At 67.1% G+C, this 24,858-nt stretch carries 22 protein-coding genes, 1 tRNA gene and 2 pseudogenes; 13 read left to right on the top strand and 12 right to left on the bottom strand.

The window, feature by feature from the left end; genetic code table 11:
* Positions 1-193 precede the first annotated feature (193 nt).
* From OG555_RS02965 to OG555_RS02985, 5 genes are all read left to right on the top strand, one after another.
* Positions 194-1,120: a helix-turn-helix domain-containing protein gene (locus OG555_RS02965; RefSeq protein ID WP_329480927.1), complete on the top strand. Its 927-nt coding sequence runs from the start codon at positions 194-196 to the stop codon at positions 1,118-1,120.
* A gap of 40 nt (positions 1,121-1,160) precedes the next feature.
* Positions 1,161-1,637, top strand: a complete 477-nt coding sequence (locus OG555_RS02970) for a class I SAM-dependent methyltransferase (protein ID WP_329480929.1) — start codon at positions 1,161-1,163, stop codon at positions 1,635-1,637.
* Positions 1,638-1,694: 57 nt separating this feature from the next.
* Positions 1,695-2,783: an IS630 family transposase gene (locus OG555_RS02975; RefSeq protein WP_329474876.1), complete on the top strand. Its 1,089-nt coding sequence runs from the start codon at positions 1,695-1,697 to the stop codon at positions 2,781-2,783.
* A 135-nt stretch (positions 2,784-2,918) separates the two neighbouring features.
* On the top strand, positions 2,919-3,116 hold the full coding sequence (locus OG555_RS02980; RefSeq protein WP_329480931.1) for a hypothetical protein: 198 nt from the start codon (positions 2,919-2,921) through the stop codon (positions 3,114-3,116).
* A 25-nt stretch (positions 3,117-3,141) separates the two neighbouring features.
* Positions 3,142-3,825, top strand: a complete 684-nt coding sequence (locus tag OG555_RS02985) for a DUF6338 family protein (RefSeq protein ID WP_329480933.1) — start codon at positions 3,142-3,144, stop codon at positions 3,823-3,825.
* 166 nt (positions 3,826-3,991) lie between these two features.
* Here the strand turns inward: OG555_RS02985 and OG555_RS02990 are convergent.
* Positions 3,992-5,231 (bottom strand): annotated as a pseudogene (locus tag OG555_RS02990) (IS3 family transposase).
* 140 nt (positions 5,232-5,371) lie between these two features.
* Here OG555_RS02990 and OG555_RS02995 point away from each other — a divergent pair.
* Positions 5,372-6,142: a tyrosine-type recombinase/integrase gene (locus OG555_RS02995; protein WP_329480935.1), complete on the top strand. Its 771-nt coding sequence runs from the start codon at positions 5,372-5,374 to the stop codon at positions 6,140-6,142.
* Positions 6,143-6,332: 190 nt separating this feature from the next.
* Here OG555_RS02995 and OG555_RS03000 read toward each other — a convergent pair whose 3' ends face one another.
* Positions 6,333-6,608 (bottom strand): hypothetical protein, encoded by a 276-nt coding sequence (locus OG555_RS03000; RefSeq protein ID WP_329480937.1) that lies wholly within the window; start codon positions 6,606-6,608, stop codon positions 6,333-6,335.
* A 426-nt stretch (positions 6,609-7,034) separates the two neighbouring features.
* Positions 7,035-7,739 (bottom strand): class I SAM-dependent methyltransferase, encoded by a 705-nt coding sequence (locus OG555_RS03005; protein WP_329480939.1) that lies wholly within the window; start codon positions 7,737-7,739, stop codon positions 7,035-7,037.
* Positions 7,740-8,100: 361 nt separating this feature from the next.
* Between OG555_RS03005 and OG555_RS03010 the strand changes: the two are divergent.
* Positions 8,101-8,500 (top strand): annotated as a pseudogene (locus OG555_RS03010) (transposase); the annotation flags it as partial.
* A 698-nt stretch (positions 8,501-9,198) separates the two neighbouring features.
* Here the strand turns inward: OG555_RS03010 and OG555_RS03015 are convergent.
* Positions 9,199-9,272, bottom strand: a tRNA-Met gene (locus OG555_RS03015).
* 115 nt (positions 9,273-9,387) lie between these two features.
* Between OG555_RS03015 and OG555_RS03020 the strand changes: the two genes are divergently transcribed.
* Both OG555_RS03020 and OG555_RS03025 read left to right on the top strand, forming a co-directional pair.
* Positions 9,388-10,350, top strand: a complete 963-nt coding sequence (locus OG555_RS03020) for a GNAT family N-acetyltransferase (RefSeq protein ID WP_329480941.1) — start codon at positions 9,388-9,390, stop codon at positions 10,348-10,350.
* A 120-nt stretch (positions 10,351-10,470) separates the two neighbouring features.
* Positions 10,471-11,043, top strand: coding sequence for a hypothetical protein (locus OG555_RS03025; protein ID WP_329480943.1), 573 nt, complete (start codon positions 10,471-10,473; stop codon positions 11,041-11,043).
* A gap of 99 nt (positions 11,044-11,142) precedes the next feature.
* On the opposite strand, the gene OG555_RS03030 is transcribed toward OG555_RS03025, so the two are convergent.
* From OG555_RS03030 to OG555_RS03050, 5 genes are all read right to left on the bottom strand, one after another.
* Positions 11,143-14,118 carry a UPF0182 family membrane protein gene (locus tag OG555_RS03030; protein WP_329480945.1) on the bottom strand — a complete coding sequence of 992 codons (2,976 nt, stop codon included), beginning with the start codon at positions 14,116-14,118 and terminating at the stop codon, positions 11,143-11,145.
* The gene (locus OG555_RS03035; protein ID WP_329480947.1) at positions 14,115-14,687 is read right to left on the bottom strand and encodes a PPA1309 family protein; all 573 of its coding nucleotides are present in this window, start codon (positions 14,685-14,687) and stop codon (positions 14,115-14,117) included. Before OG555_RS03035 ends, OG555_RS03030 begins: the two co-directional genes overlap by 4 nt.
* A gap of 88 nt (positions 14,688-14,775) precedes the next feature.
* Entirely contained in the window at positions 14,776-15,813 is a 1,038-nt protein-coding gene (locus OG555_RS03040) for a YlbL family protein (RefSeq protein WP_329480949.1), read from the bottom strand.
* Entirely contained in the window at positions 15,810-16,055 is a 246-nt protein-coding gene (locus OG555_RS03045) for a hypothetical protein (protein ID WP_328518674.1), read from the bottom strand. Before OG555_RS03045 ends, OG555_RS03040 begins: the two co-directional genes overlap by 4 nt.
* Positions 16,056-16,085: 30 nt before the next feature.
* The gene (locus tag OG555_RS03050) at positions 16,086-16,511 is read right to left on the bottom strand and encodes a molybdenum cofactor biosynthesis protein MoaE (RefSeq protein WP_329480951.1); all 426 of its coding nucleotides are present in this window, start codon (positions 16,509-16,511) and stop codon (positions 16,086-16,088) included.
* A 366-nt stretch (positions 16,512-16,877) separates the two neighbouring features.
* Here OG555_RS03050 and OG555_RS03055 point away from each other — a divergent pair, with 366 nt between their 5' ends.
* From OG555_RS03055 to OG555_RS03065, 3 genes are all read left to right on the top strand, one after another.
* Positions 16,878-18,176: a zinc-dependent metalloprotease gene (locus tag OG555_RS03055; RefSeq protein WP_329480953.1), complete on the top strand. Its 1,299-nt coding sequence runs from the start codon at positions 16,878-16,880 to the stop codon at positions 18,174-18,176.
* 45 nt (positions 18,177-18,221) lie between these two features.
* Positions 18,222-18,779 (top strand): NUDIX hydrolase, encoded by a 558-nt coding sequence (locus OG555_RS03060; protein ID WP_329480955.1) that lies wholly within the window; start codon positions 18,222-18,224, stop codon positions 18,777-18,779.
* A 246-nt stretch (positions 18,780-19,025) separates the two neighbouring features.
* Positions 19,026-19,823 (top strand): ferritin-like domain-containing protein, encoded by a 798-nt coding sequence (locus OG555_RS03065; protein WP_329480957.1) that lies wholly within the window; start codon positions 19,026-19,028, stop codon positions 19,821-19,823.
* A 1,007-nt stretch (positions 19,824-20,830) separates the two neighbouring features.
* Here OG555_RS03065 and OG555_RS03070 read toward each other — a convergent pair.
* Complete coding sequence (locus tag OG555_RS03070; protein WP_329480958.1) at positions 20,831-21,508, bottom strand: hypothetical protein; 678 nt, start codon at positions 21,506-21,508, stop codon at positions 20,831-20,833.
* 140 nt (positions 21,509-21,648) lie between these two features.
* Positions 21,649-22,056: a winged helix-turn-helix transcriptional regulator gene (locus OG555_RS03075; RefSeq protein ID WP_329480960.1), complete on the bottom strand. Its 408-nt coding sequence runs from the start codon at positions 22,054-22,056 to the stop codon at positions 21,649-21,651.
* A 109-nt stretch (positions 22,057-22,165) separates the two neighbouring features.
* Here OG555_RS03075 and OG555_RS03080 point away from each other — a divergent pair, with 109 nt between their 5' ends.
* The gene (locus OG555_RS03080) at positions 22,166-23,083 is read left to right on the top strand and encodes an NADP-dependent oxidoreductase (protein ID WP_329480962.1); all 918 of its coding nucleotides are present in this window, start codon (positions 22,166-22,168) and stop codon (positions 23,081-23,083) included.
* Here the strand turns inward: OG555_RS03080 and OG555_RS03085 are convergent.
* Positions 23,073-24,839, bottom strand: coding sequence for a helix-turn-helix domain-containing protein (locus OG555_RS03085; RefSeq protein WP_329480964.1), 1,767 nt, complete (start codon positions 24,837-24,839; stop codon positions 23,073-23,075). The genes OG555_RS03080 and OG555_RS03085 overlap by 11 nt on opposite strands.
* Between the last annotated feature and the right edge of the window lie 19 nt (positions 24,840-24,858).

Below are 24,858 nucleotides of genomic sequence, written 5' to 3' on the forward strand. Positions count from 1 at the left end.
GCCGTACCCGACCCCACCAACGAGGCAGTGCGCACAGCATGGCCGGCGCCGTACCCCACCGTCGAGGCCAAATCCCAGCGAATGCCGGCGCTTCAGCGGCGTAGTCTGAGAGGGCGTGGGTGGGAGAATCCGATGAGCACGCTGATCCGCACTGATGAAGTACCCGTGGCCGATCGCCTCGACTACGCGGGAGATGACCGCCGCCACCTGGGTGCCGATGGAGTGCCGCGCGGATACAGGCGGCGCGTACTGGGGTGTGTTCCGCGCCAGCGGCATCGGACCGCTGCAGGTCGTGGTGATGGACGTCATGCCGATCACGGTGATCCGCACGCCCAAGTTGATCGAGCAGCAGGATCCGGACTTGCTCAAGATGCTCTTGGTGTGCGGAGAAGGCTCGAGTGTCGTCACGCAGGATGGCCGGCAGGCGCGGATATCCACAGGCGATTTCGCCCTCTACGACACCCGCCGGCCCTACCAGGTGGCCTGCGCGGTCGACCGGGATGCGCCGAGCCGCTTGTTGACGTTCATGTTCCCGCCGTCGCTGCTGCCGCTGTCGCGGAATCAACTGCCGAGCCTCACCGCTACGCGTTTCGGGGCTACCACCGGTCTCGGTAATCTGACATCGCAGTTCCTGCTTCAACTGGCCAGCAACGTGGACCACTACAGCCCAGCGGAGGCGGCGCGGCTGTCCACGGCCGCGCTCGAGGTCCTGGCGACACGATTGGCGCACGAGCTGGAGCTCGACAGGTGGGGCGCGCCCGAGGCCCGCCGGCACGCCTTGCTCACCGCCGTGCAGGCCTTCATTCACCAACACCTGGGAGATTCACTGCTGACCCCGAGCGCCGTGGCCGCGGCCCATCACATATCCCTGCGATCGCTGCACCAGCTCTTCCACGACCAGGGCCTGACAGTGGCCGGCTACATCAGGCAGCGACGGCTGGAGCAGTGTCGCCGTGATCTCGCCGATCCTGCATTGGCGTCCCGCTCGGTCGCAGCCATCGCGACCTCCTGGGGGTTCACCAACGGTGCGGACTTCAGCCGGGCATTCCGCTCCGCCCATGGCATGCCTCCTGCGGAGTACCGCAGATCTGCACGCCTTGCCAACACGTCTGCGCGCTAGCCCAACGACAGGGCGCTGGTTCGCGTCGATCCTGACAGCCATGAGTACCTATGTGTTCGACCAGGCATGGCAAAAGGAACGCGATCGGCTGACCGCGCTGCAGTCGCTTTATGACGGCGCTTCCCGCCGGTTGCTGGACGGTCTCGGCCTCACGACCGGATGGCGGTGCCTGGAGGTCGGCTCTGGCGCGGGCGGCATCGCGATATGGCTGGCCGATCGAGTCGGCGAGGCGGGCCACGTGCTCGCCACCGACCTGGACACGCGATTCCTCGATGTGCACGGCCGGGCCAACCTCGAGGTGCGAACCCACAACATCGTCAGCGATCCACTCGATGAGGCCGCTTTCGACCTGATCCATGCCCGGGCCGTGGTCGAGCACCTGGCCGACCGAGAACAGGTTGTGAAGCGCCTGGCAGCCGCTTTGCGTCCCGGCGGCTGGCTGCTCATCGAGGAGGTGGACTTCGGTGGTGCGACGGCGGGCATGCTAGTGCCTCGTCAAGAAACGTTGGGGTTGTAACCGTGTCGGGTTGACCGGTCTGGTGGTGAGTCTGGAGGCTTGCTGGCGGAGGTGGTGATGGCTCGACAGCCTGAGGTGTTCGTGCGCTCGCTGGAACCTGAGGAGGCGCAGCGTCTGGTGCGGATCACTCGGACGACGAGGGATCGGGTTCGGCTTCGCCGGGCGGGGATCGTGCTGGCGTCGGCCCAAGGGCGGAGTGCTGTGGAGGCGGCGGGCATGTTCGCGATGAAGCCGCAGTACGCGCGGGAGGTGATCCACGCGTTCAACGAGCAGGGGTTCGCGGCGTTGGACCCAAAATGGAGCGGGGGCCGACCGAAGAGGTTCGGCCCCCCAGTTCGTGAGACCGTCTGCCGGGTCGCGAAGACCCCGCCGCAGCAACTGGGGCTCCCGTTCACGACGTGGAGCCTGTCGAAGCTGGTCGAATACCTGGCCGACTACAAGCACATCAGCATCAGCGGGGAGTCTGTGCGCCAGATCCTCCGTGCGGCGGGGATCAGGTGGCAGGCGACCAAGACGTGGAAGGCCAGCAAGGACCCGGACTTCGCCCAGAAGATGGCCCGCGTTCTTAACCTGTACGACGATCCACCAGCCGATGGGCACGTGATCTGTGCCGACGAGTTCGGCCCGCTGAACCTTCAGCCCAGGCCGGGCCGGGGCTGGTTCCCCGCCACTGGTCCGGCGCGGCTGCGGGCCACCTATAACCGCACCGGCGGGGTGCGGCACATGTTCGCCGCGCTGGACCTGGCCACCGGGCAGATGTTCTACCGGTTCCGCGACCGCAAGCGGTGGCGGGAGTTCCTCGGGTTCCTCAAGCAACTCCGGGACCGGTTCCCGGCCGGGAAGCTGTATGTCGTGTGTGACAACTACGGGCCGCACAAGAAGGCCGAGGTCGTCGACTGGTGCGGTCTGAACGACGTCGAGTTGGTGTTCACCCCGAGCAACGCGTCGTGGTTGAACTGGATCGAGTGCGAGTTCACCGCGCTGCGGTACTTCACCCTCGACGGCAGCGACTACCCCAGCCACACCGCCCAGGAAACCGCGATCGCCGGCTACGTCCGCTGGCGCAACAAGCACGCCCAACCCAAACGACACTTCGCCATCGACTCCAAGATCCGCCGCCCCGATTACCTACCCAACGTTGCTTGACGAGGCACTAGCCAGCCGACTGCGGCCACAACGAGCCTTGCGGCCAGCGGCGGAGGAAGTGCACCGGGCGTGCGCAATTTTGGTCGGTGCCGGCCTCTATCGTGTTGCGGGAACGACCTGCGCCTGGAGGCATGCATGACCGATGGACCGAACGAACCTGCGTACGAAGACAACCGGATCGATCTGAGCGAGACGCGCAAGAGCGCGGACTTGTTCAACGTCGAGCCCGCCCAACCAGACGACGGACAGTTCATGTCCATGATGAGCGTCTACGAGCCTGCTCCAGAGCCGTCAACGCCGTCTGCTCCGTCGGCCGCGTCGACCGAGGAGTAGCACAACAGTGCTGCCGACCAGCTGGTTGACGCTGGTCCTGTTCCTGCTGTTGGTAGCGCCTGGACTGCTCTTCGATCTGCTGGCGAGCAGCCGGCGGGTTGGCGCGTCTGAGTCAGCTTTTCGCGAGATCAGCCGGGTTGCTCTCGGTTCGCTGGGGTTCAGCATCATCGGCCTAGCTGCGGTAACGGTGCTCCACTTGAGGTGGGGACGGGCATTCGTGGCGCTGGACAGGGCCGTCACAGACAAGCAGTACCTCACCAGCCAGCTTCGCCATGTCGTGGTGACGGCTCTCGTCGCGACCGGTATCGCCATGCTGGCCGCTTGGGTGCTGGACCTCATCTTGAAGTCGCCTCACGACACCCCGAACCTCACGAGCCGCTCGCTATGGGTGCAAACCTTCCGGAAGGATCAACCTGAGGGCACGTACACGGCGCTGTGGGTGAAGCTGACCAGCGGCCCGCGATTCATCGGCCAGGTCCGTGGCTACACCGCCGACTCCGAAGTCGCCGACCGCGAGATCATCCTTGTGCCACCGCTCTACATGGAGTTGCCGGGTCACCCCGAACTGATCCCGCTCGCGGATCGCGGCTGGCAGCGCGTCGTGATCCCCAGCCACGCAATCGAGATGATCGGTGTGCGGTACCCACGCAAGCCCGCGAAGAACGCTAGTGCCCCGGCGCCCGATCCGGATCCAGACCCTGGATCATGAGGCCGCCTACCAGGCTAGCAGTGAATCATTCCACGGGTGCCCGGGTGGTAGGCCAACTCGGTCCAGCAACACCCTTTCACGCACCCAGGACGGGAACAGCACAGGGACCCTAGAAGTCGACATCTCGAGCGGGCCTTACCCCCGGTTCGTGGACACGGGTGGTGGATTACGCCGCTGACGGGAGCGTAGCGGGGTAGAGGGTTTCGTAGGTGTTCGGGGACTGGTAGCGGCACCAGGAGTGGCGTCTGCGGGTGTTGTACCTGGCCAGCCAGCGGAAGACCTGGCGACGGCAGGTGGCCTGGTTGGGCCAGGAGTTGTGGTCTTGGAGGACTTCCCGTTTGAGAGTGGCGTTGAACGATTCGGCGAGGCTGTTGTCGGCGCTGGTCCCGACGGCGCCCATCGACTGGGTGCCCCCGAGCCGGTTGCACAAGGCGGCGAAGTCTTTCGAGGTGTACTGGGCGACCCGGCGTCGGAGTGGTGAATCGTCTTGTTTTGCAGGAGATTTCCCTGCCTGGTGCGAAGTGCCGCGGCCTGGGCGATGGCCCGTTCGACGAACGCGGTGTGCTTGGACGTCGAGCACTCCCAGCCGACGATCGACCCGGCGAAGGCGTCGATGACGAACGCGGTATAGCAGAACCCGGTCGACGTCCGGACGTAGGTGAAGTCCGCGACCAGCAGCCGGTTCGGCGCCTCGACGGCGAACTGCCGGTTGACCAGGTCCGGCGCCCGGGTCGCGGCCGGGTCCGCGATCGTGGTGCGGACCTTCTTCGCCCTGGTCGCCCCACGCCACCCGTTGACGCGCATCAGCCGCTCCACCGTGCAGCGCGCCACCTGAACGCCGTCGCGTTGCAGGTGAGCTCACATCTTCAGGCTTCCGTACAGCGACTCCGGCGGGCGCCGGCCGTGCTCGTCGGGCTCGTAGTACCCGGCCAGCAACTCGGTCACGGCCAGGTCCCACAGGGCACGTTTCGACGGCGCCCGCCTGGCCCAGGCGTGGTAGGTCCTCGGGGCGATCTGGCAGCCATGCGCGGACAGCGCGGCACAGATCGAAGCGACCCCGAACCGAGCCTTGTGCTCGGCGATGAACCGGCAGATCACCGCTGTCGCGGGTCGCTGTCCCGCGCGAAGAAACTCGTCGCCGCCTTCAGGATCTCGATCGTGCGCTCCAGCTCGGCGTTCTTCCGCTTCAACTCACGGATCTCCCGCGCCGACCCCGACGTCACCCCATTGGCCTGACCGGTGTCGATCTGCGCCTGTCGCACCCAGCGGCGCAACGTCTCAGACGTCATCCCCAGCCGCGCCGACACCGCCTTGACCGCCGCCCACTCAGAGTCGTAATCATCAACATGCTCGATGACCAGACGAACCGCCTTGGCCCGGGTCTGCTCGTCGTACTTGCTCGGCATGAATGCCACCTTCCCAACGAAGGAGGTGTGCATCAAACCCGGCGTGGTTCACAAAGCTCGATGCGGCACGCGAGGCGGTACGCCGATACAAGCGTGGACGTATCCCGGCCGACTACTCCCCTGGCCTCAGCATCAAGTCGGTGCGGAACGTACACGTCGTTGTCCAACTCGCGCTGAAGGACGCCGTGCGGTGGGACTACTTGCACGCCAATCCGGCGGTACACGCCGCTCTGCCACGGGAGCGCGGCAGGCGTTCGGCAAAGAAGCAGCACACCATCTGGACGCCGCCACAGCTCGGCGCGTTTCTACGTGTCGGCTTCCGGGATCGCTACAACGGAGTGTGGGTGCTCGCGGCAACTACGGGAATGCGCCGATCCGAGCTGGCCGGCGTCGAGCGAAAGATGGTCGATCTGGACAACGGCACATTGACCATCGAGGACACACGGGTGGTGGTTCGTGGAAGGGCGCAGGCGTCGGACGGAAAGTCCGAAGCGAGTCAGCGCTATATCTCGCCCGACAGCTTCACCGTTCGCCACCTGCGGAGCTACATCGACCGAATGAACGAAGAACGGGAGGCATTTGGGGAGAGCTATCCGAACCATGACTACCTGATGGTCGGTCCGGAAGGACGGCCGCTGCATCCCGACACGATCACCGCACGGTTCAACCGCCTCGTGGATCAGGCGGGCGTGCCACGAATTCGACTGCACGATGTACGCCACACCTACGCCACGATCGCCCAGGACGCCGGCCACAACATCAAGACGCTCAGCGAGCGGATCGGCCACGCGGACGTGACGGTCACGGGCAAGATCTACACCCACAAGTCGCGGGGCACGGACCGCGCAATGGCGGACGCGATGGGTGAACTGATCGAAATGGCAGCCAGGGCCGACGGACTACTTGACTAACGCCGCGAGGGCCCGCGCCCTATAGGGGCCTCAGACTGCAGGTGTTCCAATCGCCCCGGGCACATTGGGCTGTCGGCGCATGTGCGCACCCGGGGGAAAGGCCGATGTCTGGTTTGGAGGAAACCGACTGCCAACAGCTTCGCCCAGCCGGACGTCGACTCGTGCGGCTCGGCGGTAGGCGAGACCAGCGTCAATCGAGCTGCGACGGTACGGACCAGTGCGGTGCAGAGAGCGCCTGTGTCGGCCGCTCCAGGGCCGCCTGTGTCGGCTGCTCCGGGGCGGCGTGAGCCAGCGCCGGTAGCTCCAGGGTCGGCTGCTTCGGAGCAGGCCAGTGCAGCATTCGCCGGACAGCGCGGAGCGGGCGACGACGAGACGGCGCGGCACGTGCGCGACGAGCGCGTTCGGGCATCGCCGAGTGGGTCTGCTCGTGGATCGACTTGATCACTGAGAAAGGGATGTATTGCACGGTGCTTCCTTTCGAGTCTTCGACTCGGGGTCATGGGCCGCTGGGCCAGAGGCGCGCGGCGAGGTTGCGGGTGGCGAGGCCGAGCCGGGTCTTCGGGACGAGCAGGGCCGCGGACCGGTTGACAGCGCGCTGTTTCGGCTTGACGCGCGGTGGACGGTCTCGTACCGGCCGAAGGCGGCGGTGTGGCCGACCGGTGCTCGGTGAGCGCGGTGGGCAGGGTGTGCGCGCCTGTGATGGCGAGGCTAGAGCCGTCGCCGAGCAGCGACACGCAGGAGGCGGCTGACACTTCAGCATTCGCTCGCCCCACCGCAGCGCTCCAACAGGCCAAGCAACATCCGCCAACTACTTTGGGGCCATTGCACAAGGGGATCGATGACCGGGCAGCCCACGGGCCTCGGGGCGGCCCGGTCATCTTGATCGGCTATCTCACTTGCTGGCTTGCACGAGGAATCGCCGGCTGCGTACTTCGAACCCGCCGGTATCGACTATCTGATCGTGCATCTGCCGCAGCTCGGAGCGGTGACGATCAGGGTCGAAGCCGGGCGCATGCCAGGAAACGATGCGCAGTTGGTAGATCACTGCTCCAATGTCGAGGTAGCGCGTAGTGATGGCTGCCTCTCGGGCATCGTCGACCACAAGCCCGACGTGCTGGAGATCATCGACCAACTGCCCCAGCGTGGACGGAATGGTTGGATCGACGTCGGGTGGAATTCCGAGCGCTTGGTTGAACTCGACGTCATTGATGGCGCAAACCTGTTGGGTCAGGAGCCGGCCACCGGCTTCGAGTGCGCGGTGCATTTCTGCGGGGTTCAGGTAGCCGTGGCGGTTCAGCACGAGATCAAAGGCGCCGTCGTCCACTGGCAGCCTCGGGGTTTCGCGCTCGATCACCCGGATGCCATGTGGTTCCAGTCGACCGGAGGCGACGGCTACATTCGGGCGGTAGGGCTCGACCGCCACACTGCCCGCCGGCGGGCGTAGCGAGCCGAAGATCTCACCGCCTCCGGTATCTACGTCAAGAACACGGGATGCCTGTGCGACCAGATTGCCGGCGACGTCTTGATAGATCCAGGGCAGTGGTTGATCCTCTACGCGGCCCCGGTGGAAGGAAAAGTCCCAGCCTTCGATCGGCACGGACACTGCTTCCTCGATCAGTTCTTCGAACGATCGAGAGGGTGATGCTGACAAGATCAAGTCCTTTCGCGTGATTGAGAGCGCGCTGAACTGGACCTCACCGTCACAGGGAGGTCGGGCCCGACGTGCGCAAACACGCGAAATCGGTTGGCCCGCAGCGCGACAGAGCAAGTAGGCGTGCGGGCTAGCTATCTCGGTGCATCACAAGGTCTTTCATAGCATCGAACACCCCGTAACGACCACCGAATTCTGGCCACTAGTACTCCAGCCGTAGTTCGTGATGTCGCGGTGTGGCGGTCCGGGATGTAGCGCAGCCACCGGTTGATGATCTCGGGTTGTGTGGACTCAAGACGGTCGCGCGGTGGCTGCGTACCATAGCGTAGACCCTGATCGTTGGCAGCGTAGTTTCGACGAACTGGTTGAGCGGATCGCGTGCCGTTTAGCGCGGGTCGAACCGCGTCGGCGAGTCGGGTTGTTCCTGCTGGGGTTGCTGGCCGGGCTGCCGCGGGTGAACTGCTGGACGATCGCCGAGCACGCCGGTGAGGCGTCGCCGGATGGTATGCAGCACCTGCTGGCTCGCGCGGCCTGGGATGCCGATGCCGTGCGTGATGACCTGCGGAGTTATGTCGTCGATCACCTGGCCGACCCGGGTGCGGTGCTAGTGGTGGATGAGACCGGCGACCTGAAGAAGGGCACTCACACCGTTGGGGTGCAGCGTCAGTACACCGGGACCGCGGGGCCGGATCGAGAACGCCCAGGTCGATCGCGGATCTCGCGCAGGACTCTGACACCCTCACCGCGGACGTCCTTTAGACCGGCCAGGACAAGTTCATAATCCGAGGCGCGACCTGGCGATTGTGCGGCCGCTCCAAACGCCGCGCCCATCGCCTCGAGCAGCGGTCCCTGGCCTGTCATCGCTGCCTGATAGAGGAGGCGCGTCACGAGTGGGACGAGCTCCGGTTGGTCTGCGATCCGTTGAGCGAGGTCCTCTCGGCTTAGTCCGGAGGTTGTCACCGCCGCCTTCAGCGGTTGCGACCGGTTCCTGCTCAATTCGCCAGCCACTGCTCCCCACATGCGGGACACAAGCGGCCCTGCCCCAGGCAGCAAAGACGAGACAACGTCACCAGCAAGGTCACCGGGCAGGGACTCGTTTGCATGCATGGTTCAAGCGTAGGCGCCGAGCCGCCTCTGGTGTCGAGATCAGGACAGCACACCGGGCCACCCATCGAGGTAGAGGACGCAGATGCGCGTCAGGTGAGCAGCAGACACCTCTCCAGTCCGGCTCTGGGTACGAATCGGGGTACGAATCCCTCCTGATCAGCCCGCGCTACGTCCGGCGGGCGGATGTTGACTCGCTGTCGGGGGCCACGCCACGAAGGTCTCATGTGCGGCAAACGCGCAGGTCAGACCCCATATAGCAAAACGAAGGCCCGGACCTGTTGGTCCGGGCCTTCTTTCGTAGCGGGGGCAGGATTTGAACCTGCGACCTCTGGGTTATGAGCCCAGCGAGCTACCGAGCTGCTCCACCCCGCGTCGTTGTGTCTTTAGTTTAGAGGATCGGGGCTGAGCAACCAAATCGGGTCCCGGTGTGGCTCCGGCACGGTGAAAAACGCGTGTCAGCGGCGGCCGGGCGGCGTACCGTCCGGGTATGTCGAGACACGTCATCCGGCCGTTCGAAGAGGCGGATCTGCGTGCGGCCGCCGGTCTGCTCGCGCAGCGGCACAAGGACCACCGCAAGCGTCACCCTCTGCTCCCCGCCGAGTATGAGGACGAGCAGCTCGCCCTGGTCGAGGTCACCGCCGTGTGGGAGAGCGAGAGCGCATCCGGTGCGGTGCTGACCAAAGGCGACGAGGTGACCGGCTATCTGCTGGCCGCTCCCAAGACGTCACCCGTGTGGGGTCCGAACATCTGGGTGGAGTCCGCGGGCCACGCCGTACGTGAGCCTGAACACATCCGCGATCTGTACGCCGCTGCGGCCACCAAGTGGGTGGACGACGGCCGTATCGCGCACTACGTGCTCGTGCCCGACGACGCGGAGCTGATCGACGCGTGGTTCCGGCTGGGTTTCGGCTCGCAGCATGCCCACGCGATCCAGCCGGCGCTGACCACACCACTTCCGCCGCGGGATCTCGTCGTACGACGGGCGGTGCGCGAGGACATCGCCGTACTCGCGGAGCTGGATCTCGTACTGCCTCAGCACCAGGGGCTCTCGCCTGTGTTCTCCGCCGGGGGCATGCCCACGCTCGAGGAGGCGCTGGCGGACTGGGAGGAGTCGATCGACGACCAGGACTATGCGACCTTCGTTGCCGAGTACAACGGTCAGGTGATCGGGTCGTCGATCGGGTGTTCGTTGGAGAAGTCCAGTAGCCACACCGGGCTGGCTCGGCCGGACAACGCCGGCTTCCTCGGGTTCGCCGCCGTGCTGCCGGCCGCTCGAGGGCTGGGCGCGGGGCGGGCGTTGGGTGAGGCTGTGCTGCAGTGGTCGGCCGATACCGGGTACACATCTGTGGTGACCGACTGGCGGGTGACGAACCTGCTGTCGTCTCGCACGTGGCCGAGGTTGGGGTTCCGGCAGACGTTCCATCGGCTGCATCGACTGATCGGGTACTGATCGGGCCGGGTTGTCCACAGGTTCGAATTCGTCGGCCGGGCGGCGTGGTGATCGCTGCATCTTCTTGGGCAAGAAGGCGTTTCGCAGCAGGCGGGGCGTCGCGGTTCCCAGGAGGCAACCATGTCGCGTTCTTCCCTTCGTTCCCGAGTCGTGCCGTCGACCCGTCGTATCGTGATCGGGAGCGCGGTCGTCCTCGCCACACTGGGCGCCTGGACGACCACCGCGACGGCGGCGAGCGCGATCGAGCCGGCGTACTCCGTCGCACCTCCATCGACTGAGCAAAGGGCATGCACCTTGGACGGCTTCGTGATCGAGCACCTACCCGACGGCATCGGTACGCCGAGCGACTTCGAGTACGAGTGGGAGGACGTCAGCTTCCACAGCCGGGTCTGGGAGACCGGCCCGGATCCGGAGGGTGCGTTCAAGGTCGATCTGACCGTGAAGACGCTCCGCGGGGAGAAGCTCACCGACCTCGAGGCGCTGAAGACCTTCCTGATCGAGTACGAGGAGAAGGATCCGGACAGCTGGGAGCTGACCCCGGTCAAGGTCGGTGGGTACGACGGCCTGTTCACGGGGGACGAGGTGTTCTACTTCGTCGCGCCGGGGGTAGCGGCCGAGGTCACGATCGACCACGACCGCTTCACCGACGAGGACGTTCTCGACACGGCTGCCGGCTTCCATCCGGAGACGTGATGTCGTAGGCAACCTGCACGACACCGGTGCTCTAGGCAACGAAATGGGGCGGCGACGCCGACTGGTGTCGGTGTCGCCGCCCCGGGAGCAGCCTGTGGATCAGCCGGTCGGTGACGTCGACGGACTCGGTGGCGCCGGGGTTCCGGACGGTGTCGTCGTCGGTGTCCCGGTCGGCGCCGGGGTGGTGGGTGCAGCGCCGGCTGCCACCGCCCTGTCGATCGCGGCCTTCATGTTGTTGACCTGAATCTGGTATTCGGCCAGGTTGCTCGCCTTCAGGGCAGCCTGGGCAGCCGTGTACGCGGCTTGTGCCTCGGCCAGCGCCTGCTTGACTGTCGGGTTCACCGGCGAGGTCGGCGTCTTCGAACCGGGGGGTTGCTCACCGGTATCGACGCTGGTGTTGAACACCTTGTTCAACGCTTCGGTCAGCGTCGCGCCGAAGGCGACCCGATCACCGAAGGAGACCAGCACGTACCGGAGCACCGGATAACTACCGGGTCCACTGGTCCGGACCGAGTACACGGGCTGGACATAGAGCAGGCCACCACCGAGCGGCAGCGTCAGCAAGTTGCCGAACTGGGCTCTAGCGCCGCTGGTCGGCTGGTTGATCGGCAGCAGCGCCGTTCTGATGCCGTCGTCGGTCTGGAACTTGTTGAAGACCTGTCCTGGACCGGGTATCTGCAGGTTCCCTGGCAATCGGAGAATCCGGAATTGGCCATAGTCCGGCGACGAGGCCTCGGAGTCGACGGCCATGAACGCCGTGAGGTTCTCGCGTTCGGCGTTCGGCACGTACACCGACGTCAGGGAGAACTTCGGATCGGTCTGACCGGGCATCCGCAACGAGAGATAGAAGGGCGGTTGTTTGATTTGAGTGGACGAGTCGCTGCCGGACGTCACCGCAGTGGGGTCGGCCGGGACGCGCCACAGGTCGCTGTTCTGGTACCAGGTGCCGGCATCCGTCACGTGGTACTTGGCCAGCAGGTCGCGCTGGACCTTGAACATGTCCTCCGGGTAGCGCAGGTGCAACATCAGCTGCGGCGAGATGTCCGCGCGCGGCTTCACCGTGCCGGGGAACGCCTTCATCCAGGTCTTCAGGACGGGGTCGCTCTCGTCCCAGGCGTACAGCTGGACCGATCCGTCGTACGCGTTGACGACGGCCTTGACCGAGTTGCGGATGTAGTTGATCTGCTCGCTCGGCTGCTGCGCGATGGTGCCGCGGCCGGTCGTGGTGTCCCGGGTGCTGTCGTCCAGGGCGACCTTCTCGGAGTACGGGTAGTTCGCCGAGGTGGTGTAGCCGTCGACGATCCAGACGACCTGACCGTCCACGATCGCCGGGTACGGGTCGCCGTCCGGTGTCAGCCACGGCGCCGCCTTCTCGACCCGCTCCCGCGGACTGCGGTCGTAGAGGATCTTCGAGTCGGTGTTCACCCGGCTGGACAGCAGGAGGTTCGCGTCCCGGAACTTCGTTGCGTAGAGCAACCGGTTGCCGAACGAGCCGATCGGGACACCGCCCTTGCCCTGGTAGGTGTTGAGTGTCGGGTCCCCGCCGTTCTTGCCCTCCGGGGTGTCGAGCTCGACCGCTTGGCCACCCTTCGGGCCGCCGACGATCGAATAATCCGGCGACTGCTCGCCGAAGTAGATCCGCGGTTCATAATCACCGAGGTCGCCGGTCGGCGGCAGGTCCTTCTCCGACCACACCGGCGTACCGTCCGCGGCGCGCTGGTTGCCGTTGGCAGCGACGACGCCGTAACCGTGGGTGTAGACGGTGTGGTCGTTGTTCCAGTTGCGCTGGCCGGCCGGCAACCTATCGACCTGCACCTCGCGGACCGCGATCACGGTGTCGTTGACCTTGTCGCCGATCTTGTACCGGTCGACGTCGAGATCGGTCGGGAACGAGTAGAAGCCACGCACCTGCTGGAGCTGCTCGAAGGTCGGACCGACCACGGTCGGGTCGATCAGCCGGATCCCGGGCAGCACCTCGGTGTCAGCGAGCAGCTCGGACGGCGTCGCCGTCGTCTTCGCCGCATAGTTGATGACCTGGGTCTTCTCCAGGCCGTACGCCTGGCGGGTCGCCTCGATGTTCTTGGTGATGTACGGCGCCTCGCGCACCGGCTCGCTCGGACGGACCCGCAACTGCTGCAGCGCGGCCGGCCACAGGGCACCGAGCAGGATCGCCGACAGGATCAGCACGACCGTGCCCACGCCGGGCAGCAACCAGGTCTTGCGGACCACGTTGGCAAAGAACAGGCCGGCGCACAGCACCGCGATGACGGCCAGGATCTCCTTGCTGGGCAGGACAGCGTTATCGCCGGTGTAGGAGATACCGGTGAACAGTCTGCTGTCCGAGGTCGTCAGGCCGAACCGGTCCAGCCAGTAGCTGAAGGCCTTGAGCAGGACGAGCAGACCGAGCAGCACCGAGAACTGCACCTGCGCCGCGCCGGAGGCCTTCTGGCCCTTCGCGGACGGACGGAAACCGCCGTACAGGTAGTGGGTGATGATCGCGGCGACCAGCGAGAGCAGCACGATCGAGTAGCCGAAGCCGAGCAGCACGCGCAGCCACGGGTAGTCGAAGACGAAGAACGCGATGTCCTTGTTGAAGTGCTTGTCGGTGACGCCGAACGGAGTCCGGTTCCGCCAGGCCAGGAAGACCTTCCACTCCCCCGACGCGGCCGAGCCGCCGAACACCAGCATGAGGGTCGCGACCACGCCGATGGCGATCTTCCCGCGCTGCTGCAGCAGATCGCCGTACCGCTCGAAGCCGGGGCTGGGCGACGGAGCGAGGGCGACCCGCGGCCGGGTGCGGAAGGCGATCACGATGTTCGCAACGACCGCGGTCGCCATCAGCAGACCGACCACGAAGAACAGCAGCACCCGGGTCCCGAGCACGGTGCTGAACACGGAGCCAAGACCGACCGAGCGGTACCAGAGCCGCTGGGTCCAGACATCGGTGAAGACGCTGAAGAGGATCAGCAGGACGATCAGCGTGGCGATCGTCGGCAGGAGGGCCCGGGGACGTCCTCCAGATGTTCGCCGCGGCCGCCGCGGCTCCTCCGGCATGTCGTAGACGCCGTCACTCATCGTCGGTTCTCCTCGTCGTCACTCATGCCGTCGACCCCAGGACCCCGGCCCGGCCGGCTACCGACCGAAGGTTCGAATGTCAATGACAGTACTTCGCAAAGCGTGGGGACCAAGTCCGTGCCGGTCAGCACGGCGCTGTCCTCGTCGTGGGAGCGCAGCCGGACGGCGCCGAAGCGGTCGCCCTCGCGGAGCACCGCAGCGATCATGCGGACCTCGTGCCGGCGCGGGTCGCTGCCGGCCATCCGGGCGAGTTCGGCGTCGGACTCGACGCTGGACAGGCCCGCCTCGGCGGAGGCCGGCAGGACGATCCGCTCGATCGCGAGCGCACAACCGGTCACGCCGTCGGGCCATTCAATCCGGGCCAGCGCGTCGGCCAGGTGCTCGTCCTCGAGAACGCCGGGCAGCTCACCCTGGGCAACCGGGGTCAGCGGCTGGGACGCATCCTCGGTGCCGAGTTCCGCCGCCAGCTGGGGCTCGGCGCGGAGCAGTTCCTCGGTCGGGACCAGCGCGAACAACTGCGCGGGCTGGTCCCAGCCCGCGCTGCTCACGTGCTTCTCGATCTCGATCACTGCGCGACTGAGCGCGTCAGGAGGAAGAGTGCCTACGGAATCCATGCCGGCAGATCTCCACTTCGGCTGGCCGGTGCGTACACGTGGCTCAGGATGTGCATGCGGGGACATCCCCCTTTCCGCCGGTGACCGCCTGCAATGCGGCGATCGCGTCGCTCAGGGTGGTGATCTTCACCAACTGGATGCCCTTCACATCGGCGTGCAGTGCCGCCGCGCAGTTCGGAGCGGGGACCAGGAACACCGTGGCACCGTCGTTCTTGGCGCCGGCGATCTTCTGCTGAATGCCGCCGATCGCGCCGACCTGGCCGAGCGCGTCGATCGTGCCGGTGCCGGCGACATGTTTGCCGTCCAGCAGCGGGCCCGGTGTCAGTTTGTCGTAGATGGCCAGTGCGAACGCCGTACCCGCGCTCGGGCCGCCGATGTCCTGGCCGAGGTTGATCGTCACCTTGACCGGCGAGTCGACGCCGATGGTGATACCGACCATCGGACGGGTCGGCTCGCCCGGGGTGGCCGCGGTCTTCAGTTGCACGGTCTGCTCGGCCCCACCGCGTTGGATCAGGAAGACGACGTTCTCGCCGACCTTGTGCTGGCGGACGAAGTCGCCGACCTGCGGGACCTGCGTCACCGTCTGGCCGTCGACGGCCAGCACGATGTCACCGGGCTTCAGCTTGCCGTCCGCCGGAGTGTCCTTCGCGACCGTCGTGACCTTCGCGTGGTACGGGACCTTCGCCGCCTGCAGAGCGGCCGCGATCGCGCTGTCCTGCGAGCCGGTCATCTCGGCGGTGTTCTGCTGCTCGACCTGGTCCGCGCTCTGGTCCGGCGGATAGATGATGTCGCGGGGGAACAGGTCGTGGTGCGGGTCGAGCCAGTTCCGCATCGCCTGCGGCAGGGTCAGCTGCCGGTCCGGCGAGGTAACCGACACCGTGGTCAGGTCGAGCTGCCCGGTCGTCGGAAAGGTCTGGTGGTTGCTGATCTCGATGACCGGCTTGTTCTTCGTCGAACCCAGGGTGTCCTTGACCGGCCCAGGGCTGAACGAGACGAACGGCACCGGGAAGGCGGTGACCAGTCCGAGCGAGATGACAAGCACGACGATCGAGGCGACCAATGTGGCGGTACGACGTGTCACGAACCCTGCCCTGCGATCTTGGTGGACGGTGTGTCAGCCCGGCGGCCGAGGCCGCGGCGGCGTTCAGGCGTCGCGCGGGGTCCGGGAGCGGCGATTGCCTCGTTGAAACGACGGAAGTCTTCGACCGACGCGAAGGCGCCACCGGACCGGCGCGGACCACGGCTCCGCCCACGCCACGCCGCCCAGCACATTGCCAGCAGCGTGGCGACCAGCGGGAACGCCAGCCACGCCAAAACCTTCATCCGGCCACCTTCATGCGCCCAGCGTACGTGTCAGTGAGCGCCGACCCACTCGCTGGCACCGTCGGCGAAGTGCTGGTGTTTCCAAATCGGGACCTCGGCCTTGAGATCGTCGATCAACCGGCGGCACGCGGCGAACGCCACATCACGGTGCGCGGCGGCCACAGCCACGATCACCGCGGTGTCCCCGATCTTCAGGTCTCCGGTCCGGTGTACGGCGGCCAGAGCGGTCACCGCGGGGTCCGCACAGATACGCTCCGCGACCGTCCGCAGGTGGTCCAGCGCGTCCGGGTGAGCCTCATAGCTGAGGCGATCGACCGGCTTGGCCTGATCGTGGTTGCGCACGGTCCCGATGAAGAGAGCGGTCCCACCAGCGGTCGGGTCGGCGACAGCCGCCAGCACCTCGTCGCTGGACAACGCATCCTCGCGGATGTCCAGCAGCCTGATCGTGTCGCTCATCCAATCCTCATTCCCAGCAGTCCCCCGCCCGCACACCTACCCCGAACCATCCCTCACCCACCCGATTCTCCCTCCCGCCCGTCCAGACCCGCACATCCCCTCCCATTTCCACCTATTCGGCCGCCTGCCGGCGTACCCGCGCCAGACCACGCCGCGACGTACCTCGGGACTGCTGTCCGTGTCGTGATGCGCACCCCGGGAGACTGTTGCCTCGCTCACCTACCGACGCCCCACGCCGCCTGCGGGCGGGCGGCGGCTCTGCCCGGGGCGAACTGGAACGGTAAAGCGTTCGCCGGGGGCGGAACTGATGGGTGGAACCAGTACGTTGGAGTTGTACGCCCCACCCGCACAGGAAGGCCCACTCCGATGAGCGACGAACCGGACAACCCGTTCAAGGGAACTCCGTTCGAGGCCATGTTCCAGCAGTTCTCCGGTGCGGCCGGCGCGGGCGGCACCCCGGACCTGAACGCGATCTTCGCCCAGGTCCAGCAGCTGCTGAGCGGTTCCACCGACGGAAAGCCGGTGAACTGGGACCTGGCCAAGGACATCGCCCGCAAGACCGTCTCCGCCGCCGGAGACCGGTCGATCACGCCTGCGGACACCGATCGGGTATCGGACGCCGTCCGACTGGCCGAGCACTGGCTCGACGAGGCGACCACGCTGCCGGAAGTGTCTGCCACCTCCGCGGCGTGGAGCCGCGCGGAATGGGTCGAGAACACGCTGCCCGTGTGGCAGACGATCGTCGACCCGGTCGCCGAGCACGTCGCCGGAGCGATGGGCAACGCGCTCCCCGCCGAGGCTCAGCAGTTCGCGGGGCCGATGGCCGGCATGTTGCGCCAGCTAGGCGGTTCAGTCTTCGGCGCGCAGGTCGGTCAGGCGCTTGGCGAGCTGGCCGGCGAGGTCGTGAGCTCGTCCGACATCGGCCTGCCGCTCGGTCCCACCGGTCAGGCCATCCTGCTCCCGGACAACGTCGCCAAGTTCGCCGAGGGCCTCGGGCTGACCGACGAGGACGTGCGGCTCTACCTGGCTCTGCGCGAGGTCGCGCACCAGCGGCTGTACGCGGGCGTGCCGTGGCTGCGGCAGCACGTGCTGGCCGCGGTGGCGGACTACGCCGCGGGCATCGAGGTGGACACCTCCAAGATCGAGAGCGCGATGGCCGACATCGACCCGCAGAACCCGGAGGCCATGCAGGAGGCGCTCGCGGGCGGCCTGTTCGAGCCCGAGGATTCGGAGCAGCAGAAGGCAGCCCTGGTCCGGCTCGAGACCGCCCTCGCACTGGTCGAGGGCTGGGTGGACGACGTCGTACGGCAGGCGACCAAGGACCGGATGCCGTCCGCCGTTCAGCTCGCCGAGACAGTACGACGGCGTCGTGCCGCTGGTGGGCCGGCGGAGCAGACGTTCGCCACGCTGGTCGGCCTCCAGCTGCGGCCGCGCCGGCTCCGTGACGCGGCGAACCTGTGGGCCGCGGTGCGCGACGCCCGGGGTGTCGAGGGACGCGACGAACTGTGGTCGCACCCCGATCTCCTGCCCAGCGCTGCCGACCTCGATGACCCGATCGGCTTCGCCCAGCACGCCGGCGAGCTGGCCGACATCGACATCACCGACTTCCTCCCGGACGAGGGCCCGTCGGACCAGCCGCCCACCCAGGGCGACGACGGCAAGTAGAACGCACCACCCCGGCCCGAGCGACGGATGGTGGAGACTTGCCGGGTGCTTCATGGTGATGCGGTAGAGACGCTGGAGAACTGGACTGCGCCCGATGCTGAACAGGAGAAGCTGCGACAGCACTACCTGCAGCATCTGGCGCAGCACCCGGACGGCATGTGGCGAAGCTGCCGCCCGGAGCACATCACGGCGAGCGCTCTAGTAGTCGACGCGTCGGGCAGTCGCATCCTTCTGACCCTGCACAAGACAGTCGGCCGCTGGCTCCAACTCGGCGGCCACTGCGAACAAGGCGACACCACCCTGGCCGGCGCCGCCCTCCGCGAATCCACCGAGGAATCAGGACTACCCGACCTGACGATCGCCCCGGCCCCACTCCAACTCTCCCGCCACCAGATCCTGGCAGGCGGCTGCGCCGGCACATTCCACCTAGACGTCCAGTTCCTCGTCACCGCAACCGCAGCCACCAAATATGTCGTCAGCGAGGAATCCCACGACCTAGCCTGGTTCCCCATCGACGCCCTACCCACCGACACGGACCCCACAGTCCAACACCTAGCCACCAAAGCCCGCCACCACCTCACCACCACGGCTCGGCCCAGCTAGCGCCAGACATGTAGAACTGTGCGACCTATCTAGAGCCCGACACCTGGGACTACCCAGCCGGCACAACGGCCCGAGTGGGCAGGCCTGCCCGCTCGGCCCGAAGGCCTGTACGTACCCCGCAGGGTCGGATGAGTGGCAGGACGCTGCCGGAGAAGTTCGTGGCGGACGGTCGGCGGGAGGTCGTACGCTCGTTGTCAGTCGTCGGATTGCGACCATCCGGTCGCCTTAGTGTGCCGAAGGATGTCCGTGAGCTTCGACATCGATCACTACGCCCAGACTTCGACCCGCATCCGCTGGGACGACCTCGACATGTCCACGTTCGAAACCCAGCCGCTGTCCAATGACGCGCTCCGTTGCCTCAGCTACATGAGCGACGTGGAGACCCACACCGTCTGCTACCTGCGCGATCTGCTCGTCACGCCGTCGCACGCCGACCCCGAGGTGACCGTCTTCCTGACGATGTGGAACCTCGAGGAGTACTGGCACGGCGAAGTGCTCGACGAGGTTCTCGAGAGGCACGGCGTCCCCACCGGCCCCGAACACACCCGCGCGGTCCGCTCCCGCCTCGGCTGGCGGGACCGCCTGGCGCCGATCCGGCAATCATTGCTGGCGAACATCATCGGCGAGGACTTCGTCGCAACCCACATGGCGTGGGGTGCGATCAACGAGTGGTGCGCCCATTCGGCGTACACCCGCCTGATCCAGGCCGAGCGCCACCCGGTCCTGACCGAGATCCTCAAGCGGATCGTCAAACAAGAGACCCGCCACGTCGCCTTCTACAACAGCCAAGCCCGCGACCGACTCCTGCGCAGCAAGAAGGCCCAGAAGATCGCCCGCTTCGCCCTCTCAAAGGGCTGGGGAATCGTCGGCTCGACAATCATGCCGCCCACCGAAGTCAAACACATGCTGGGCTACCTGTACGGCGGCGAGCAGGGCCTGGCCGAAGTCCGCAAGGTCGACGCCAAGATCGACGCCCTCCCCGGCCAGCAAGACCTCCACCTGGTCGAAAAAGAACTCATCAAGTACGGCGTACTCCCCGGCTAACAGAACGCGCCACCTCGCGGACCAGGGTGCGGGGCCGGTAGCCGGTCGTCCCTTCGCCGGGCCCAGGAAGTCTGCTTACTACGAGGCCTCTATCGCGGCGCCGCGGCCGAGGGTCTGCGGGCCGACTCGACAAGCCGACCCGCTCCCCCGCCAAGAGTTCCCGTGGGACCCCACCCCCGCGGAGCCCCATTCCCCCCGTGAACTCCCATCCCACCGCGGACCCCGTTCCCCGTTCCCCGTGGACCAAGCTCCCCGTACGCGCAGTCCCCACCAACCCACACTTCCCCCGCAGGCCCGTACCCCATGGAGCCTGGTCCCCGACCACCGTTGATCCCCCGTGGGCCAAGCTCCCCGTACGCGCAGTTCAGCCATCAACTCAGCAAACCCGACCTCTACTTGCTCAACGGTCGGGCTCACCCATTGGTTCAACCACAGTTCCCCGTAGGCCCCGTTCCTCCACAGACCCCGTCGCCGCGCTCCCCGTCCCCCGTTGGTCGAGCTCCGTCTGGGTCTGTCCCCCACCAACCCGCATGTGCCGCAGGCTCCGTTCCGTGTGGGTCTGGTGCCCGTGAGCCCCAGATTCGCCGCAGGTCCCGCTCCCCCAACCCCCGTTTCGCCGCGGGGCCCGTTCCCCGTGGCCTACCGCTGCGCTGCTGGTGGAGCCTCCCCGCTTCCGTTGTGATGCCGCGGAGCTTCCCCCGTTCCCCGCACCACCTGCGCCCTTCCTTGTGGCGTACTGCAGTTCCCCGTTGTCTTTTGTTCCCCCGTTGTGTTGCGCTGTTCTTGTTGCGTCGCTGGTGCCCGTGCGTCCCCGTGCACGGTTGCCCGATGGCCGGTTGGGGTTCGTTCCGCGAGGGAGCCGAGTGCCCCGGGGTCCAGAGGGCTGTGGTGGCCGGTGTCGATTTCCGCCCCTGAACGGAATCGGCAGGCCGGCAATGCGGCGGGCGAGCTTCCCCCAGAAGTTGTCCGCTGCCTGGTGAACGAGCGGGAAGCCAGAAGGTGACGGGTCAGGCGTGACGAAGTATGGAACGGGTCGCATCCCAGCCTTCCAAGCCGGGGTCGAGGCTGGCGAGGTCGGCGGGTGAGCGGAGGCGGTGCCAGCCTGGGCCGACGGCTACGGCGTGGCGGCGGGGTTTGGCTTGGTCGAGTTCCCCGAGAGTGAGGTCGAGGCTCAGTTCGAGGGAATCGGTCAGCCAGTTGGCGATGGGGAGGTTGACGCCGAGGGCCACCTGGGAGCCGTCCTCGGCGGGGCAGACGGCGATGTCGGCGGTGGAGAGGGCGCGGAAGAGTTTGCCGATCAGGAGACCTGGGAGGTCCGGAGCGTCGTACGCGACAGCAACCACAGCCGCCACTCGGCCGGTCCCACTGGTGGACACGCCGACCTCGGCCGGGGTGAGGGTGGCGGCTTGGGTTAGGGCTTGGTGGAGGGTGGGGGCGGTGTAGACGGGGGTGCCGGGCCAGGTGAGGTTGGTGGCTTCTTGGAGGGATGCTTCGGTGCCGTTGAGGACGGCTACTGCTACCTCGACGCGGTCCAGGGCGGCCAGGACCTCGTAGGTGTCTTCGGCTAGGGCTAGGCGCCAGGCTTCGGGGGAACGACCGGGTGGGGCCCAGGTGGGGTTGGAAGGCAGGACCAGTACGACGATTCGTCGGTCGTTCGCGCTGGCGGAGCGGGCTGGCTCGCTCACCGTGTCTCCTTGCCGGAAGCCGGATTGATCAAAGGGCGGGTAGCTGTCAGGTATTTGGTTCTATCAGGCCGTGTTAGTAGAGGCGCTCGACGTATGTCTTGGCGGTGGAGACGCTGACCCGGCCGACACCTGTCGGCCGATCACCCGACAGCCGCGCCGACGTCGTACGCGGTCCGGGCGGCGTTGACCTCGGTCATATGAGTCTCGGCCCAGGACTTGATGGCGGAGATCAGCGGCATCAGATTCTGGCCGAGTGGCGACAGTTCGTAGTCCACACGGACCGGCACCGACGGCGTCACCGAGCGCGTGAGCAAGCCGTCGCGTTCGAGCGAGCGCAGTGTCTGGGTCAGCATCTTCTGGCTGACGCCGGCGATCCGGCGGGACAGGTCGGAGTACCGCTGCGGGCCTTCGGCGAGCGCGGTGAGGATGAGCGTCACCCACTTGTCGCTGATCCGGTCCAGCAGTTGCCGGGCCGGGCAGCTGGCCAGGAATGCGTCGTACTCGCGGGCTGCCTCTTCCCGGCGCTGAGCGGCGGTGCGCGTGGGCATGACTCTCCTCGCCGTACGGTACGCACTTCAAAGTACGTACTTCCCGATAGAGAGTAACTCTCCGACAGTGGTGTCACCAACAGGGTATCGACACAAGGAGAGACACGTTATGCGCGCACTCGTGGCCCGGCGGCTGGAAGGACCGGACACCCTCGAGCTGATCGAGACGCCGATTCCGGAGCCTGCGGCCGGGCAAGTCCGGATCAAAGTGGCCGCCGCCGCGGTCAACCCGGTGGATCTGGCGGTGAGCGCGGGGCTGGCTGTGCAGTTCGGTCTGACTGCGCCGAGAGAACAGTTCGGCCTCGGCTGGGACGTGGCCGGCACCGTCGACGCGGTCGGGTCCGGTGTGGACCTCACACCAGGTACGGCGGTCATCGGTCTGGCCGATCTGCTCGGGCGATCCCTCAAGACGCACGCGGAGTACGTCGTACTGGATGCGCACGCCGTCGCGCCGACCACCATGGACCCTGTCGCCGCATCGACCATCCCACTGAACGCAATCACCGCACTGCAAGCACTGCGCGCCATCTCGGGGCAGACCGTCCTGGTGACTGGCGCCGCCGGCGGCGTCGGTGGGTATGCGGTCGAACTGGCCAAGCACCAAGGCCTCACCGTCATCGCCACCGCCGGCGACCAGGACGAGGACCTGGTACGACGTCTCGGCGCGGATCACTTCGTACGACGCTCGGCCGACCTGGCCACCGCAGTCCGCGAGATCGTCCCGGCCGGCGTGGATGCTCTGGTGGATGCGGCGATCGTCGGGGTCGGTGCACAGGAGGCGGTCCGCAACGGGGGCCAACACGTCCATCTGCAGGCCGGGCCACGGCCGCCGCACCTCCGCAACATCACCGTCGAGCAGCTCTTCCTGCACGCCAACCGGCGCGACCTGACTGAGCTGGTCGAGCTGGTCGAGGCAGGTGCAATCTCGACGCGGGTTGCCGAGACCTATCCCCTGCAGGATGCGGCAACGGCGTACCGGCGCCTCGCCAAGGGCGGCGTGCGCGGACGGCTCGTGCTCATCCCCTGATGGCTTGCTGCAGCCGGAGCGCGACCTGGATGTCCAGGGCGCGTTCCGGTGACTGCCAGCCGTCGCCAAGCAGGGCAGCGATGCGGTCCAGGCGTTGCTGAACGGTGTTCGGGTGGATGTGTAGCGACGTCGCCGCTCTCGTCGGACTCTGGCCGGCTGCGAAGTACGCGTGCAGGGTGCCGACCAGATCGGTGCCACGCTGGTCGTCATAGTCGAGTACTGCGCCCAGGACGTGCCGCACATGCGCCCGTACGTCGACGTCCGCGGCACCAACCAGACCGGCGACTCCGAGGTCGTCAGGCGTCGCGGACTCGCCACTGCGCCCGAGTCGCAGCATGGTCGCTGCTAGCCGCGCAGCCTGACGATGCGCGTCGACCAGCGAGCTCCAACCCGCCGGACCGGTCACGGCGATCGTCACTGCAGCCCGTTTGGCAACGTCAGCCAACTCTCGCGCAGCCGACGCAGGGTCGGTGCGGGCGAGCAACAGCACCAGGTCTCCGCCAAACGGACCAGAGAGCACCAGCTTCTCTTCCAGTGGTGCCGACAGCCGAGCCCGTACGGCGGAGTGGTCCCCGCGCACCACTGCTACGACCAGGCGGTCGTGGCGGTGGTTCGGCGCGAGTAGACGGAGTCGATCGGTCAGTGTCCTCGGATCAGCGCTGCCACTGAGCACATCGGCCAGCAGATCCGCCTGTGCACGTTGGGATTGCTCGGCGGCCTGACGGCGGAACAGCAGCACCAGTGCGGTGACCACAGCGGCGCGTTCGACGATGCGCTGGTCCGCGCCGGACAGATCGTCGACACCGCCGATCACCAGAGCGCCGAGGCGCTCGCCCTTCGCGGTCGCGGCGACCACCCAGCAGTCACCGATCCGGGTCAACCGGCCGGACTCGGACTCCTGCCAGGGCACCGCGGCACGGTGCGTGTCCCCCGCCACGGCCAACTCGTTGCCGACGGCATCGACGAGCACGACCCACACGTCGAGCAACTCGGCCACCGCCGCCGCGATCGCGTCCACGTCACCGCCCGACAGGACGATCTCGGCGAACCGGTCGTGCGCCGCGGCCGCGTGTTCGACGCCGGCGTGGGCCGCTGACACCTGGTCCAGTGCCGCCGCTGTTTCCGTGGCCGCCCGGACCTGCACGATCGTCACGGCCGCCAGGGCCGCGAGCGAGCCGAGCAGCGAGACCTCCTCGCGGCTGAACGGCCGGCGCGTCCGGTTGGAGGCGAACAGCACTCCGACGAAGGCTCCGTCGACGATGAGCGGCGTACCGCAGATGGCGACCAGCCCCTCCTCGCCGACCGCGTGGTCGATCGACGTGGTGTGCCGGAAGCGCCGGTCCGATGGGTAGTCGGCGGTCCAGTAGGGCTTGTGGGTCTCCGCGACCAGTCCGCCGAGTCCGGCGCCCAGCGGCAGCCGGACCTGCTGGAAGGCCGCTGACACGGATCCGTCGGTCGCCCGCATGTATGTGTCGCCGCGGCCGTCGTCGTACAAGGTCAGGTAGGCCACGTCCGCGCCGATCAGGGTGCGGGCCCGGTGCACGATGGTGTCGAGTACGCCGCCCGGGTCGCGCGCCGAGGCGAGTTCGCGGGCGACGTCGACCAGGGCGGACAGCTCGGCCTCACGCTTCTTGCTGGCGTCGATGCCGGCCCGGATGCGCAGGGCGAGGTCGCGGGCCACCGCGTCCTCGCCCGCCGCCCGGGCCAGCTCGCTCCCGGGCGCATCCTCGGCCAGCAGCCGCAGAAGCTCTTCCATCCCGGCGATGATGCCACCT

The organism is Kribbella sp. NBC_01484, assembly GCF_036227145.1.
Taxonomy (GTDB): domain Bacteria; phylum Actinomycetota; class Actinomycetes; order Propionibacteriales; family Kribbellaceae; genus Kribbella.

Bases quoted from the DNA above. Each gene is read 5' to 3' on its own strand.
- OG555_RS02965 (WP_329480927.1), top strand. From the start codon at position 194: ATGACCGCCGCCACCTGGGTGCCGATGGAGTGCCGCGCGGATACAGGC.
- OG555_RS02970 (WP_329480929.1), top strand. From the start codon at position 1,161: ATGAGTACCTATGTGTTCGACCAGGCATGGCAAAAGGAACGCGATCGG.
- OG555_RS02975 (WP_329474876.1), top strand. From the start codon at position 1,695: ATGGCTCGACAGCCTGAGGTGTTCGTGCGCTCGCTGGAACCTGAGGAG.
- OG555_RS02980 (WP_329480931.1), top strand. From the start codon at position 2,919: ATGACCGATGGACCGAACGAACCTGCGTACGAAGACAACCGGATCGAT.
- OG555_RS03020 (WP_329480941.1), top strand. From the start codon at position 9,388: ATGTCGAGACACGTCATCCGGCCGTTCGAAGAGGCGGATCTGCGTGCG.
- OG555_RS03025 (WP_329480943.1), top strand. From the start codon at position 10,471: ATGTCGCGTTCTTCCCTTCGTTCCCGAGTCGTGCCGTCGACCCGTCGT.
- OG555_RS03030 (WP_329480945.1), bottom strand. From the start codon at position 14,118: ATGAGTGACGGCGTCTACGACATGCCGGAGGAGCCGCGGCGGCCGCGG.
- OG555_RS03045 (WP_328518674.1), bottom strand. From the start codon at position 16,055: ATGAAGGTTTTGGCGTGGCTGGCGTTCCCGCTGGTCGCCACGCTGCTG.
- OG555_RS03050 (WP_329480951.1), bottom strand. From the start codon at position 16,511: ATGAGCGACACGATCAGGCTGCTGGACATCCGCGAGGATGCGTTGTCC.
- OG555_RS03055 (WP_329480953.1), top strand. From the start codon at position 16,878: ATGAGCGACGAACCGGACAACCCGTTCAAGGGAACTCCGTTCGAGGCC.
- OG555_RS03075 (WP_329480960.1), bottom strand. From the start codon at position 22,056: ATGCCCACGCGCACCGCCGCTCAGCGCCGGGAAGAGGCAGCCCGCGAG.
- OG555_RS03080 (WP_329480962.1), top strand. From the start codon at position 22,166: ATGCGCGCACTCGTGGCCCGGCGGCTGGAAGGACCGGACACCCTCGAG.
- OG555_RS03085 (WP_329480964.1), bottom strand. From the start codon at position 24,839: ATGGAAGAGCTTCTGCGGCTGCTGGCCGAGGATGCGCCCGGGAGCGAG.